This window comes from Rhodococcus sp. 05-339-2 (genome assembly GCF_002258965.1).
Lineage (GTDB): Bacteria > Actinomycetota > Actinomycetes > Mycobacteriales > Mycobacteriaceae > Rhodococcoides.
Genome location: NZ_NOYW01000018.1, coordinates 47,059 through 61,131, shown reverse-complemented (window position 1 = coordinate 61,131; position 14,073 = coordinate 47,059). Strand labels below are relative to the sequence as shown.

Sequence of the window (14,073 nt, the reverse complement as noted above, 5' to 3'; positions counted from 1 at the left end):
AGGAGTGACGGTGACACACGTCGATACCCTCGTGGTGGGAGCAGGTATTTCCGGCTTGGTCGCTGCGACACTCCTGCATCGCGCCGGTCAGCGCGTCGTCGTTCTCGAGGCCAGAGATCGCGTAGGCGGTCGCGTCCGGACACTGCGCACCGACGAAGGCACCCTCGACGTCGGAGCGTCCTGGATTCACGGAACAGACGACAACCCCCTCGCCGATGCAGTACACGCTTTCGGAATGCGGACCGTCGAATTCACCGTCGGTAGCTACCAGCCGGACGGCAGGCCCATCGCGTACTACTCCCCTACCGGGACCAGGTTGAGCGATGCGGCCGCCGCCCAGTTCGGTGCCGACGTTCACCACTTCGACGAACTGTTCGCGACGACCATCGCGAATTCGCCCCCCGGAACGTCGTTCGGTGACGCGGTGGAAGCAACTCTGACGCAACTGGATTGGGACGACGATCGACTCGAACGAGTTCGTGAGTTCCTGGGACATCGAGCCGAGGAACAGTTGGGGGTAGGAAAGGATCTCCTCGACGCGCACGGTTTGGACGACGACGCCATCGAGGGCGACGAAGTCGTGTTCCCGGATGGTTACGACGAATTGGCCGTTCGGCTGGCCGAGGGGCTCGATGTTCGACTCGAACATGTTGTGACGCAGGTCCGGTGGGGTCGAGACGGAGTTCTGGTCGATACCGGGTCCGGGAGGTTCTCGGCCGAGCGGGCTGTGGTGACGGTGCCGATCGGCGTACTGAAGTCTCCGGCGTTCACGGTGGAACCTCCTCTGCCGGAATCCGTTTCGGGTGCCCTGGAACGATTGGAGATGAATGCCTTCGAGAAGGTGTTCATCCGGTTCCCCACCAAGTTCTGGGACGAGAACGTCTACGCCGTGCGGCAGCAGGGCGAAGCCGGGCGCTGGTGGCACTCCTGGTACGACGTCACCATGCCGCCAGGGCGTCCGACGCTTCTGACGTTCGCAGCGGGCGCCTGCGCTCAGCAGATCCGGCACTGGTCGGACGAGCGCATCGCGGACTCGGTCCTCAAGGCACTACGTGGCCTGTACGGTGACCGTGTCGCTACGCCGGACAGCGTGTATGTCACTCGATGGCAGGACGATCCGTTCTCCCACGGTTCGTACTCGTACATGACGGTGGGTTCACGTACGCGCGATCACGACGACCTGGCCACTCCGATCGGCGATGTACTTCACCTCGCCGGTGAAGCGACGTGGACCGATGATCCGGCAACGGTCACCGCGGCGTTGAAGTCGGGACATCGTGCAGCAGAACGGATTCTGGGGCGTCCGATTCCCTACCGAGATATCTGGGGTGCAACCGAGGAGTGACGGATGGCACCGTGGATACCGTCAGTTCGGTTGGATTTCTCGGCAGACCGTCTCTACAGCGTTTTTCTCATATAGCTGTTGATCGGCGTCGGCCTGTACTTCACCGTCCGCACCACGCTCGTCCAGGTCCGGTTGCTGCCGTCGATGTTCGAGTCGATCGGCGGATCTCGATCGAACGCCGACGGCGGAATCTCCGCGTTCCAGGCAATCTGCGTCGGTCTGGCATCTCGGGTGGGTAGGGGAAACATCGCCGGCGTAGCCATCGCCATCACTCTCGGTGGACCGGGCGCGATCTTCTGGATGTGGCTGGTCGCGGAGGTGGGCATGGCGACTGCGTTCGTCGAGGCGACTCCGGCGCAGATGTACAAGGTGCGCAATCCCGATGGCAGCTTTCGTGGTGGCCCGGCCTAGGGTAAATGGGCCTTCGGTGCGCTGGCGGACTTCGAGGCCATGCGGCGCGCGGGTCGCGACGACAAATTCGTCGGACGCGGCAACAGTCATCTGCCGGGCGACCTTCCCGGCGACGTGTGGGATCCGGTGCTCGACAACGACCCGACGATGAACAAGCCCGACGTCGCGAAGTAAGCGTCGACACCGGCCCCAAACCAACTCGGACCTTTCGGACATTTCACGCGTTAGGGTGATGGAACGTCCACACCGAGGAGGATCCATGACGCAGGTCGGCGACGAGGAGAAGGCCGGGCGCTCATCCGAAGGCCACGACTTCGACGAGGTGGATCAGAGATCGGCCGGAGAACGAGAAGCCGAAGTGCAGCCCGGTCGCCGCAAGCGTCAATGGGTCGGCCTCGGCGCAGGCATCCTGTTGGCCATTCTCGTGTACCTGATTCTCCCCGATGACGTAGCGCATCCAGCGCGGTTGACCGCAGGCACCGCCGTCTTGATGGGTATCTGGTGGATGACGGAGGCGGTGCCCATCCCGGCAACCGCGCTGCTACCCCTCGTCATCTTTCCGGTCTTCGATTCCGATGTCGCCGTCAACGATGTCGGAGCCTCCTACGGCAACAACATCATCTTCCTGTTCATGGGCGGATTCCTCCTGGCGCTGGCCATGCAGCGGTGGAACCTGCACCGACGCATAGCCCTGTTGACCGTCGACGCGATGGGCACCAAACCGACGATGGTGATCGCCGGGTTCATGATCGCGACGGGCTTTCTGTCGATGTGGGTGTCCAACACGGCCACCGCCGTCATGATGATTCCGATCGGTGTATCGGTGCTGGTTCTGGTTCTCGACATCGGCAAGAAGTCCGGAGCGGTACCCGGCACCGGCGCTGACTCCGCCCCCGACGACGACACCATCACCCAGGCCGTCATCAAGAGCAACTTCGGGACCGCTCTGATGCTCGGCATCGCCTACGCGGCCTCGATCGGCTCGCTCGGAACCATCATCGGCACTCCACCCAACACCCTGCTGGTGGGTTACCTGGAGGGGCAGGGAATCACCATCGGGTTCCTGCAATGGATGATCGCCGGTGTTCCGCTCGCCGTGATCCTGCTCGTGATCGCCTGGTTCCTGTTGACCCACGTGATGTTCAAGCCGGAGATCGACGACATACCCGGCGGCAAGCAGCTGATCAGAGGCGAACTCGACGCCCTGGGCAGGATGTCGCAGGGTGAGATCCGGGTCGCGATCGTCTTCTCCCTGGCGGCAGTGTCGTGGGTGGCCGTTCCGCTGATCTTCGACGATGCCCCGATCTCCGACACCGGGATCGCCATGACAGCAGCACTGCTGCTGTTCCTGCTACCCAGCGGAAGCAAGAAGGGCGTCCGCCTGATCGACTGGGAGACCGCTGTCAAGCTGCCCTGGGGCGTGTTGCTGCTGTTCGGCGGCGGGCTCGCCCTGTCGGCCCAGTTCGAGTCGAGCGGCCTGACGGACTGGATCGGCAGCGTCGCAGGTGGCCTCGACACCATTCCGGTGGTCCTGCTGGTCGTCGTCGCCACGGCCGCGATCATCTTCCTGACCGAGATCACCAGCAACACCGCGACGGCCGCGACGTTCCTTCCGGTGGCAGGTGGCGTCGCGATGGGCATGAACATCGACATTCTGGTTCTGACCGTCCCGGTAGCGCTCGCGGCCACCTGCGCGTTCATGTTGCCCGTGGCGACTCCGCCGAACGCGGTGTCCTACGCCAGTGGCTACATCACGATCGGCCAGATGATGCGAGGCGGTTTCTGGCTCAATCTGATCGCCATCTCACTGATCACCATCGCCGCGTACACGGTGTTCGCGTGGTCGCTCGGCATTCAGTTCTGACGCTCTGTACAGAAGAAGTCGAACGATTCGAGATCGACTTCGGCCGATTTCGCCCGCACAACCGTGCACCGGGTTTACGATGACGACTTCATCCAGGCGGATGACCCGTTCCAGGTGCGCGCCGCCATCCCCTGGTCGGTGCTGCGTCGGCGTTGCCGTCGACTCGGCAAGGCACGGGGGTGGAACATGGTCTCGGACGTCATCGACTGCAACATGGTCTTCGAGCACGACATCGAGCAGGTATGCGGTGTCCTGAGCGCGGTCGAGTTGTTTCCACGCTACTTCCCAGGGCTCGACCACTGCACACTCCGTGAGTCCACGGCCGGCTACCTGTGCGGAGTCAATGGTGTCGAGCACGCCCTCGACCTGGTGGTGGACAGACGCAACCGGCCGATCATCACCATCGAGCATGTCGAGTCCGGCGGATTCGTCAGATTCACCCTGACTGCGCGCGCGGCCGGTGAGACCAAGATCGATGTCACCGTCTTCAGGGCGGGGCTCGGCGGGTCCTACTCACCCCAGCCCGAGAACAACCGCGCAGTGGTCGATTGGGTGATGGGTGGTCTTCGCCGTCTCGAGAACTCTCTCTCCGGCACTTCGACGTCGATCGTGACCAACACCGGCGATTCGCGGTCGCTACCGCTGGCGATCATGAAGACGATGGTGGGAACCGGTGTCATTCGTGCTGCACGTCCCGACCGCGCGTACCGACAGCTGAACTCGCTGGCCAAATGGGGTTTCACCCTTGGCGGTGGTTTCGCGGCCGCTGCAGCGAAGTCGCCGAACGAGATCGCCTTGATAGACGACCGAGGAACCCGTACTTTCGCGGAGATCCACCACCGATCGCACCGCATCGCAGCGGGTCTCGACGCGTCCGGAATCAGTCCCGGAAGCACCGTCGGGATTCTGGCTCGAAACCACTCGGCGATGATCGAGTGCACCGTCGCGTGCGGCATGCTCGGAGTCGAGGTGGTGCTTCTCAACACCGGTCTCGCTGCCCGACAGATCGAGACGATCGCCGCCCGCCACCAGCTCCGAATGCTGTTCGTCGACGACGAGTTCGATTCGATGGTGCGCTATCTGCCCGACCACGTGACTCGGGTGAGTCTGTCTTCCCATACCGCCGTTCCGCGTCGCCGCACCCTCGAGCATTTCGTCGCAGCCCCGTCCGCCACGTTCACCAGGCCGGACCGCCCCGGGTCGGTTGTCGTGTTGACCTCCGGTACCAGCGGCTCACCGAAAGGGGCGGTTCGTCCCACGCCGAAGGGCTTCGGAACCGTGGCAGCCATGCTGTCTCGCATGCCCCTTCGGATGAACGAGAGGATGTTGATCGCGGCACCGATGTTCCACAGCTGGGGGCTGGCGGCATTGCAGATCAGTACTCCCCTGCGTGCCACTGTGGTCCTCCTGGACCGATTCGATCCAGAGGACTGCCTGCGGGCGATCGAGGCGCACAGATGTACTTCGTTGATCGCGGTTCCGATCATGCTGCAACGGATACTCGACCTGCCCGACGAGGTGCGCTCACGTTACGACACCTCGAGCCTCCGGGTCGTCGCGTGCAGTGGATCGGCATTGACAGGATCGACCGTCAGCCGCTTCATGGACGTCTTCGGTGACGTCCTCTACAACTTCTACGGGTCCACCGAGGTCTCGTGGGCCACGATCGCGACTCCCGAAGACCTCCGCGCTGCGCCGGCGACCGCCGGACGGCCTCCCCTCGGTACGACTGTGGCGGTGCTCGACGCGGACGGTACTGCTGTTCCAATGGGGACCCTCGGCCGAATATTCGTCGGCAACGACATGCTGTTCGACGGGTACACCAACGCCGCGCCGCCGTCGACGGCGTCCGCCCGCGGAGCTGCCCTGATGGATACCGGCGATCTCGGGTACATCGACTGCAACGGACGGTTGTTCGTCTGCGGCAGGGACGACGAGATGATCATCTCCGGAGGCGAGAACGTCTTTCCGGGCCCCGTCGAGGATGCCATCGCCAATCTGCCGCAGGTCGGCGAGGTCGCGGTCGTCGGTGTGCCCGACCCCGAATACGGACAGCGTTTGGCCGCATTCGTCGTCGGCCGTGGGTCGGCCGGCCTCGATGCGGACATGGTGCGCGCCTACATTCGAAATCGTTTGAGCCGCTTCTGCGTTCCCCGCGACATCACCTTCCTCGACGAACTGCCCCGAACCGCGACCGGCAAGGTGATCAAGAGAATGCTGATCGAGCCGCCCACCGCCGCTGGGATGTGACGTTCCGTTCGCGGGCACGGCCGGCGATGCACGCTCGGTCGCTCTCGATGCCGACAGCCGCGAGCTGGATCGCGAACGGACCTGCGTCACAACCGACGCCGTGGCCGAAATTCGGGCTGTGTCGGCGACGCGTGTCGACAACAAGGTTCTCGTCGCGCCTACCGGCAGACAGTCGATCGCCAGCACGCTGACGAGGCGGAAACCGACGGTTTCGGATTACCGACGGCCAGACCCCGGGTGCCTGTCACGCCGAACCGAACAGCCCCTCTGCCGATGCGGTGCAGCTTCCGGGCATCCTCGCCACTGATCCATACCGTTATGAGTTGCTCGATCGCAGCTTTTTCCTCGATCGTTCACTTCGTGCCGCGCAATGTACTCACTGTCTCAGTTGCTTGACTATTCAGAATCTGAGATTGTTGTTCGCTGACACGGGAGGAACGCGAATCGCTATGTCGAAGGCATCGAAAGACCCCCGAGAGGGAAGTACGGCGCAGGAACGTGGCGCGCATTCTTCGTTTCTCGAGCTGTTTCTCGAAGCGACTCGCGCAGAGCATGTCTCCGACGACACACAGCCTTCGCGCGACGACCGTAGCGGTGGGCCGGCCTCTCTGCGCTGACAGACCGTGGCCGAGTTCGCCTCCGCCGGCAATTCCCCTACGGCCCCCTGCCATGATCTGTCGACACCGCGCACGAGGGAGAGGAAACACGATGATCGACGACGAAGCCACGAATCGGAGCATGGGCTCGCGATTCGAGGACGGACTCGAGGTCCGCCGAAATGTAATGGGAGACGAGTACGTCGTGAAGGCGTTTGCCCATGCCGCGAACACCGACTCCGCTGCACTGCAAGACTTCGTCACCGACACCGTGTGGGGCGGGGTGTGGACGCGGCCCGGCCTCGATCACCGCAGCCGAAGCCTGCTCAACCTCGGAATCCTCATCGCGCTGCGTGCCCACGAGGAACTCGCGGGCCACGTGCGCGGAGCTCTGCGCAACGGCCTCACCCGAACCGAGATCACCGAAACCGTCGTCCACACGGCTGGGTACTGCGGTGCGCCCGCTGCGTTGGCGGCGATGCGCGTCGTGCAGAAGGTCCTCGACGCCGAACTGGGACCGCTGGTGCCCGAAGGGGACACGAACGAGTCGAAAGACCGATGACGGCACCCGCGCATAGCGCCCGCGAATTGGGTACACCGGATCCATGCCGGAACTACCCGAAGTGGAAAACGCCCGACAGGTCGTCGAAAAAGCCCTCGATCGCGTCATCGTCGACATCGACGACACCGACACGTTCGAGTGCCGACCGCACATGCCAGGCGATATCGCCCGGGCACTGAAGGGCGGGAAACTCACCGAGGCGCGTCGACGAGGCAAGGCCATGTGGTGCGAAACCGTCACGGCCGACGGCTCGGGCGGTCCGACCCTAGGCATCCACCTGGGGATGGGTGGACGCGTCATCGTCACCGCTCCCGACGGTGAACGCACGTCGCAGTACGGGGGTGGCGACCCTCATGTCGGTGAGCGCCCGACCGACAAGCCCGAGTGGACGCGCTTCTCCATGACGTTCGACGACGGTGGACAGCTCCGACTCTTCGACAAACGCCGCCTCGGCCGGGTTCGACTCGAACCCGATATCGACGCTCTCGGCCCGGATGCCGCGGAGATCACCCGCGACGACTTCCGTCACCGAATCGGTTCCAGTGGTGCACCTCTCAAAGCCCGACTACTCGATCAGTCCGCCATTGCAGGCGTCGGCAATCTACTGGCCGACGAGGTGCTGTGGCAGAGCGAGCAATCCCCGTCCAGGCGCGCCAAGACACTCACGACGGAGGAACTCGACGAGCTCCGCGTTGTTCTGCGCCGCGCGATCAGATCAGCGATAAAGAAGGGTGGCGTACACACCGGGGAGATCATTCCGTTCCGAAAAACGGATGCGACGTGCCCTCGATGTGGTGCGCCGATGGCCCGCGGAACGGTGGGCGGCCGCACGACGTGGTGGTGTTCTGGCGAGCAATCCTGATCCGATCCATCGCGGGGTCTTATCCGATGGCACTGTAGGACAGTAATTTTGGGAAAAGTCAAGCCATTTCCGGATGCGGCACAATGTCACCGGACGGCGTACGGTGTTGGCAGCTTCGGACCCAGCCGAGGCAGTGAACTTCGCCGGAGGGTGCATGCTTTCGACCGCCGACATGGACCCCGCTCCGCACGTCACCTATCTGCCGCAGCGTCATTGTTTCGCCGTCTGGCGCAGCACACCGGGGGCGACGCCTGGAGATGAGTCCACTCCCGTCGAGCTCGCGGTTCCCGGCGCGGACGGCACCGTTGCCGTGCGCACTGTGGACGCGCAACTCGTGGCGGCGAACGGTGGCGAGCTCCGAACCGCAGCCGGCTCTGCGGAAGGCATGTCGGCACGCGGATGGTTGGCGATCCTGAACCACGTCGAGCACAATCCCGACGCGAGCGGGGTTCCACGAGAGCTCGTCGATGCACTCCCGCCTGCGGCGCACGCTGTTCCCAATGCCGGCGGCTCCAGCGTGCTGACTGCACATGGTGCCGCTGACGCGCTCCGCGCCAGCCTGCGCATGCAAGACGATCTGACCGAGAGTGCGTCGACCTTCACTCCGAGGCCCTATCAACTGCACGGTGCGTCTTGGGTGCCGACGGTTCAGGAGATCGGCGGCGGCGGAATTCTCGCCGACGAGATGGGGCTGGGCAAGACGCTCCAGGCCATTTCACACATGATCGTCGGAGCGCGGCGAGGCGAGGGCAGCTACCTGGTCGTCTGCCCGACGTCGCTGATCAGCAACTGGCGCCGTGAGATCGAGAACTTCTCCGACGGCGAATTGGTCGTCAACGTGTACCGCGGACCGTCCCGCACCCTCGAGCACTGCGCCGAACCAGGCTCGGTGACCGTCACCGGGTACCCCACCCTGCGCACCGACACAGATCGATTGAGCGAAATATCCTGGAGCACTGTGTTCTTCGATGAGGCGCACGTGATGAAGAACTCGCGAACCAAGATTGCTCGCGCGGCACGTCGGCTGAAGTCCACCACGCGGATAGCCCTGACCGGCACTCCCGTCGAAAACCGAATGGACGAACTCTGGGCACTGATCGATCTCACCAATCCTGGACTGCTCGGAACCCGGGCTCGGTTCACCCGACGATTCTCGGCACCCATCGAGCAAGGAGGTTCGGCGACCGCACTCGCACAACTGTCGAGCGCGATCGCGCCGGTCGTCATCCGCCGGACCAAGGCCGAGGTTGCAACGGATCTGCCGCCGAAGCACCACATCGACGTTCTGTGTCCGATCTCGAATGAGCAGGCGCAGCTGTACAACTCGGCCGTCGAGGAAGCATTCGACACCGGTTTCGGCACCGACCGTGGACGGGGAACGGCAGTACTGGCGCTGCTCACCCAACTCAAACTGATCTGCAACCATCCTGGGCTCGTCAAGGGCGATGTGAGTCGCCTGGCCGATCGCTCCGGCAAACTCGACAGGCTCACCGACATCGTCGAGGAGCTCACCGAGTCCTCGCGAGCTGCGCTCGTGTTCACGCAGTACCGCCGAACCGGGGAAATACTGGCCGAGCACCTCGAGAACCTCACCGGAGCTCCGATTCCGTTCTTCCACGGCGGACTCGACGTGGACAAGCGCGACGAGATGGTCGAGCAGTTTCAGAACGGCAACCGATCCCCCGTCATGGTTCTCAGTCTGCGCGCGGCGGGGTACGGGCTCAACCTCACCCGCGCCGACACGGTGATTCACTACGACCGATGGTGGAACCCCGCGGTCGAAGCGCAAGCCACCGACCGAGTGCACCGAATCGGACAGAAGTCGCCGGTGACGGTCATGGCACTGACGACGGAGGGAACTCTGGAGGAGCACATCGCATCACTTCATACCCGGAAGAAGGCGATAGCCGGTTTGACCGAGAGCAACAACGAGTTGGCCCTGGCGGCACTCGATGATTCGACTTTGCGCGAGACGCTGTCACTGAGGACGGTGTCGCGCTGATGGCCACCACACCTCGGGCCGCGGTATTCGGGTCGACTCCGTGGGGGAAAGAGTGGATCCGGCGCGTCGAGCCCATCGCTGTCACTCGGCCGAACCCGATGCTCCCGCGGGCGCGCAGTCTTGTGCGCACCGATTCGGTTGTCGTGAACCGCAACCAGATCGGTGAGTTTCGCTGCGTCGTGTCCGCGGGCACGAAGAGTGAGACGGCTGTGCTCTCACTGCCCCGATACACGGCGACGGAACGAAAGTCGGTGATGCGCATTCTCGCCCGCCACACGCGCGGAGGTGCGAGCAGCGGTGACCTCCCCGACGAGGTTCACGCCGAACTTATAGCGGGAAGATTGTCGCCGGTTCCCGACGCCACCGGAACGTCCTGTACCTGCTCCGGAAGAATCGACCCTTGCCTCCACGTAACGGCCGCTACGTACGCCATCAGTCTGATCGTCGATCAGATGCCGACGTCCGCATTGGCCGTCCGTGGAGTCGATCTTTCGGCAGCGACTACGGCGAAGGACGTTCCACGACGTTGGATGCCGATCGAAAATATCGACAGCACAACGTTCTTCGGCTGACCTCAGACCTGCGGCTCGAGATCAGGACGTCGCTTCGACTGCCAGTCGAGCAAGTGTGTCGTTCAACTGATCTTCGGTCACCAGCGGAAACTTGATCTGCTGGAGCAACTTCTTGTCCGTGACCTTGGACCAGTCGTAGGTGTGGCGGACCAGCGTCTCGTTGGGGCCCTGAGATTCGAGCTCCCACAGCCATTCCCAGCCGGGAGGCTCGTTGCCGGCGGGCGCCGTCTTCCATGCGAGCAGCTTGTCTTTGATGTAGCCGCTCACCACATTGTCGGTCTGGTACTCGCCGCCCATGTGATCGCCCTGCATGTTCATCGTGAATTTCTCGCCGACCTTCTGAATGCGATCGGCGTGGTCCACGCTCCGGACGAACCCGGATCCATCGAGAGCTTGATGCCGCTCGGGATTGGACAGCACATCGAATACCGCGTCGACGGGTGCTTCGATGGTGCGTTCGACTGTGACCTTGGAATTCTCTGTCATGACTACCGCTTGCCCAGAATTCGCCACCTTCAATCTTCGGCCATCTCGAGTTCGAGTGACACTGCATCTCGAGTTGCCGACTCGGACCGTCGTCACAGGAGGTCGAAGTCCGCGCGAGCTCGTTCGATCTCCGGCATGTGGTCGGTAGCCCATTGCAAGATGGCGTCGATCGGCATCCGAAGGGTCTTCCCCAGTCGCGTGATTCGGTACTCGACGGCGACGGGACGCGAACTGAGCAGGACCCTTTCGACGACACCGTTTCGTTCGAGTTTGCGCAATGTCGCGGTGAGCGATTTCTGTGTCACGTTCGGGATGGCGCGACGCAGTTCGTTGAAGCGGGAGGGTTGTTCGCAGAGTACGTCGAGCACCGCCAGCGACCATTTGTCGAGTACCTGATCGAGCAACTCGCGATGGGGCGCGCTGATGGTGAGTTCGTCCTGCACGGCCGGGGTATCGGTCATGAAACCAAGTCTCCTTGAAGTAACTTTCGTGCACCAGGTATCAATGCTATACCTGACCGCAACCATCGAGGAGAAGCCGATGTCCGTCATCTATTCCAGCCCGGAAGGCATGACTCAGCACGTGCCCTACCACCATGTAGCCGTAGGTACCGGAACGCGCCACGTACACGTCAGTGGCCAGATCGCACGCCGCGTCGACGGTGCCCCGGTGGCCCCTGGCGACCTTGCGGGTCAGGTTGCACACGCGCTGCGAAATACTGCCATCGGATTGGCAGGTGCGGGTGCGACATTCAGCGACGTGGTGCGATTGACCTTCTATGTCACCCATTGGGCACCGGAGAAGATCGGCGAGTTCATGACAGGTGTCGAACAGGTCGCAGTCGACATAGGACTTCCGACTCCCATGCCGCCCGCCTCGCTCATCGGAGTCGACTACCTCTTCGAACCGGACGTACTCGTGGAGGTCGAGGCGACTGCGATAGTCGACTGAACTTCACTGCGGGCCCGGATCCGTGACGACGTCGGCAACTCGTACAGTCGCGCAGTCAGTCGACCGCAGTGTCGGTGGACGACGATTCCGGGGCCGACGGGACCCATGGCTTCAGCGGTTGCACGACGTCGCGGTAGAAGGAATCGAGGCCGTCGGTCACACTTCCGATGAAGCTGGCCGCAGAGCCCGAGCGCTTGCTACCCATCTTGGTCGGTGACGTCAGCGTGAAGTACTGCAGTTCGCTGATCCGGCCCGCGGTCAACGATTTGGTGTCCGAGCGCACTGTCGCCAAGTTCTCGCAGGATATTTCGCCTGGGTCTGCGAACACGGCTTCGACCAGGATGTCGGCAGGAGCGTTCTTCAATTGCTTGAGCAGCCATGATGCTCGTCGGAGCGCGGTCCCGTCGGTCGGCGCGTCGATTGCGGTGCTGCACTGAATCTTGTTGGTACGCAGGTCCGCTTCGACAGTGACATCTCCGGCGGCATCAGGAATGCGCAATGTGGCCGAGAGACACCCGGAGGCAACGAGTTGCTCGACGATGTACTCGTTGCGCGCCTGGGGATCTCCGCTGAACTTCCTCGGAAGGTGATGCTTCACCGGAACGCCGAGATCGGCAGTCATCCGCAAGGCCAGGTGCCTGGACAGCGACGCCCATGTATTCGCCACCGACAAGGCCTTCACATCGCCGGAGCGAAGCGTTCCTGCGGTGACCGAGTCGCGAACTGCAACCCAGTGGCGACCCATGTCGACGAACTCCGTCGCGCCTGACTTCGGGTGCGTCAGATACCGGACGAATTCGCTCAGAATCCATACTTGCAGTGGATCCGCAAGGTCGCCGTGCGACAACAACATCCGAGCCTCGTGAATGACCTCGGACCAGGAGATATGCCGCAGGGAGACCTTGTTCAGCTTGGTCTTGTTCACCTGGACCGGGAGCTCACCGGCGGAGGCCGGAATGTCGTTGGACAAACTCAGAACGGTCTCGTATTTATGTCGTTTTGCGACATCGAGGTAATTCTCGAGCTGCTCTTTCTGTAGCTTGCCGGTGCCGGTTTTCACTTCCAGCAACGCTGTCCACACTTGGCCCGCGCGCGATACTCGAAACACACCGTCGGGGATGACCTTGCCCTCGCCCTTGACGAACTGCACTTCGAGGTAACCCTCGAAGGGACCGGACGGCGCTCCGGCATGTGCGCAGATTGCGCGAGCGAACGGACGAACCGCCTGCATCGTCGCGATCAGCGCCGAGGTGGCCCTCTTCTCCTGCTCCTCACCGGATCCGACACCGGACACGGAGAACAGGCGAGCCGTCTGCCACCCCTCTCCCCCGGCCAGGGTGAACTGAGGCGGCGCGACCTTCTTGGCAACGGGCTTCTTGGTGCGAACGCCGCGTTTCGGCGGTTCGACATCGACAACCGAGACGTCGACGATCTCACCGGTCGTATCGACGGCCAGCACGTGCGAGTCGGCGACCTCGACCACGACAACTTCATTCGCCGAAGCTTCGGGCTCGCCGTCGTCGACGTCGACGCCGAAGTCCTGGGCCAAACCACCCAATCCGGATTCCCAGCCCTGACCGACCGCGCGTAGTTTCCACACGCCGTTCCGTCGGTACACCTCCCCGAACACCAATGCTCGTTCCGACGACGCATCGGCAGTGAGGAACTCCCCGAGCACCGAACCTGCTTGATCCCGCACCTGCATCGACAGTTTTCCGAAGTCACCCAACGGAACATCGTCGGAGCTACCCGCGATGACCACCTTCTCGACTTCGGCTGCGAGAGAATCGAGATGGATCGACACTCGTTCCTGTTTGCCTTCGTCGGTGCTACTGCTCCCGCGGTAGCGTACGGTCGCGTCCGCGGACTCCGGCTGGTTGTAGAAGACGAAGTCTGCATCGGACCGAACGTGCCCGCTCGAATTCACCAGCAATGCAGACGCATCGAGATCTCGCTCCGGGTCTACCCAGGACACGATGACATCCAGTTCGGTCACGTCGTCCGGCAGAGAAATGTTCTGACCCTTGACGAGAATGGGTGAACTCACGCTGACACGCTCCTGTCGGACAAATCGGACTCCGACTGCTCACCCTATTCACAGCGTGACGGTGTGAGTCGAAGACGCCCGACATTCATTCATTCGGCCTACGGCACGCATGGTTGGCCCCGCTT

General features: G+C 63.0%; 12 protein-coding genes and 1 pseudogene. 10 read left to right on the top strand and 3 right to left on the bottom strand.

All coding sequences use genetic code 11. The annotated features are described in order from the left end of the window. The first annotated feature begins 10 nt into the window (after window positions 1–10). From CH273_RS18135 to CH273_RS18100, 9 genes and pseudogenes are all read left to right on the top strand, one after another. A complete protein-coding gene (locus tag CH273_RS18135) occupies window positions 11–1,345 on the top strand; it encodes a flavin monoamine oxidase family protein (protein WP_032398498.1) in 1,335 nt (444 codons plus the stop codon). Window positions 1,346–1,420: 75 nt separating this feature from the next. Then, window positions 1,421–1,753, top strand: a pseudogene (locus tag CH273_RS18130) (alanine:cation symporter family protein); the annotation flags it as partial. Window positions 1,754–1,795: 42 nt separating this feature from the next. Then, on the top strand, window positions 1,796–1,930 hold the full coding sequence (locus CH273_RS28225; RefSeq protein WP_256991338.1) for a hypothetical protein: 135 nt from the start codon (window positions 1,796–1,798) through the stop codon (window positions 1,928–1,930). An 85-nt stretch (window positions 1,931–2,015) separates the two neighbouring features. Beyond that, entirely contained in the window at window positions 2,016–3,620 is a 1,605-nt protein-coding gene (locus tag CH273_RS18125; RefSeq protein WP_032398499.1) for an SLC13 family permease, read from the top strand. A gap of 186 nt (window positions 3,621–3,806) precedes the next feature. After that, window positions 3,807–5,870: an AMP-binding protein gene (locus CH273_RS18120; protein WP_032398500.1), complete on the top strand. Its 2,064-nt coding sequence runs from the start codon at window positions 3,807–3,809 to the stop codon at window positions 5,868–5,870. 708 nt (window positions 5,871–6,578) lie between these two features. Beyond that, window positions 6,579–7,028: a carboxymuconolactone decarboxylase family protein gene (locus tag CH273_RS18115; protein WP_082322667.1), complete on the top strand. Its 450-nt coding sequence runs from the start codon at window positions 6,579–6,581 to the stop codon at window positions 7,026–7,028. Window positions 7,029–7,071: 43 nt separating this feature from the next. Then, complete coding sequence (locus CH273_RS18110) at window positions 7,072–7,890, top strand: Fpg/Nei family DNA glycosylase (RefSeq protein WP_032398162.1); 819 nt, start codon at window positions 7,072–7,074, stop codon at window positions 7,888–7,890. Window positions 7,891–8,044: 154 nt separating this feature from the next. Further along, window positions 8,045–9,892, top strand: coding sequence for a DEAD/DEAH box helicase (locus tag CH273_RS18105; protein WP_230597025.1), 1,848 nt, complete (start codon window positions 8,045–8,047; stop codon window positions 9,890–9,892). Then, window positions 9,892–10,464 (top strand): hypothetical protein, encoded by a 573-nt coding sequence (locus CH273_RS18100; protein WP_143546253.1) that lies wholly within the window; start codon window positions 9,892–9,894, stop codon window positions 10,462–10,464. Before CH273_RS18105 ends, CH273_RS18100 begins: the two co-directional genes overlap by 1 nt. Window positions 10,465–10,485: 21 nt before the next feature. Here the strand turns inward: CH273_RS18100 and CH273_RS18095 are convergent, their stop codons facing one another. Together CH273_RS18095 and CH273_RS18090 are read right to left on the bottom strand one after the other, a co-directional pair. Next, window positions 10,486–10,950 (bottom strand): SRPBCC family protein, encoded by a 465-nt coding sequence (locus tag CH273_RS18095; protein ID WP_032398164.1) that lies wholly within the window; start codon window positions 10,948–10,950, stop codon window positions 10,486–10,488. Window positions 10,951–11,042: 92 nt separating this feature from the next. After that, window positions 11,043–11,411: a winged helix-turn-helix transcriptional regulator gene (locus CH273_RS18090; RefSeq protein ID WP_032398165.1), complete on the bottom strand. Its 369-nt coding sequence runs from the start codon at window positions 11,409–11,411 to the stop codon at window positions 11,043–11,045. Between the two features lie 79 nt (window positions 11,412–11,490). Here CH273_RS18090 and CH273_RS18085 point away from each other — a divergent pair, with 79 nt between their 5' ends. Continuing rightward, a complete protein-coding gene (locus tag CH273_RS18085) occupies window positions 11,491–11,901 on the top strand; it encodes a RidA family protein (RefSeq protein ID WP_032398503.1) in 411 nt (136 codons plus the stop codon). A gap of 55 nt (window positions 11,902–11,956) precedes the next feature. Here CH273_RS18085 and CH273_RS18080 read toward each other — a convergent pair whose 3' ends face one another. Further along, entirely contained in the window at window positions 11,957–13,948 is a 1,992-nt protein-coding gene (locus CH273_RS18080) for a TerD family protein (RefSeq protein WP_032398166.1), read from the bottom strand. Window positions 13,949–14,073: the final 125 nt, after the last annotated feature.

Excerpts from the sequence above, each read along its gene's own strand:
- CH273_RS28225 (WP_256991338.1), top strand. The coding sequence starts at position 1,796 with ATGCGGCGCGCGGGTCGCGACGACAAATTCGTCGGACGCGGCAACAGT.
- CH273_RS18125 (WP_032398499.1), top strand. The coding sequence starts at position 2,016 with ATGACGCAGGTCGGCGACGAGGAGAAGGCCGGGCGCTCATCCGAAGGC.
- CH273_RS18120 (WP_032398500.1), top strand. The coding sequence starts at position 3,807 with ATGGTCTCGGACGTCATCGACTGCAACATGGTCTTCGAGCACGACATC.
- CH273_RS18115 (WP_082322667.1), top strand. The coding sequence starts at position 6,579 with ATGATCGACGACGAAGCCACGAATCGGAGCATGGGCTCGCGATTCGAG.
- CH273_RS18110 (WP_032398162.1), top strand. The coding sequence starts at position 7,072 with ATGCCGGAACTACCCGAAGTGGAAAACGCCCGACAGGTCGTCGAAAAA.
- CH273_RS18105 (WP_230597025.1), top strand. The coding sequence starts at position 8,045 with ATGCTTTCGACCGCCGACATGGACCCCGCTCCGCACGTCACCTATCTG.
- CH273_RS18100 (WP_143546253.1), top strand. The coding sequence starts at position 9,892 with ATGGCCACCACACCTCGGGCCGCGGTATTCGGGTCGACTCCGTGGGGG.
- CH273_RS18095 (WP_032398164.1), bottom strand. The coding sequence starts at position 10,950 with ATGACAGAGAATTCCAAGGTCACAGTCGAACGCACCATCGAAGCACCC.
- CH273_RS18090 (WP_032398165.1), bottom strand. The coding sequence starts at position 11,411 with ATGACCGATACCCCGGCCGTGCAGGACGAACTCACCATCAGCGCGCCC.
- CH273_RS18085 (WP_032398503.1), top strand. The coding sequence starts at position 11,491 with ATGTCCGTCATCTATTCCAGCCCGGAAGGCATGACTCAGCACGTGCCC.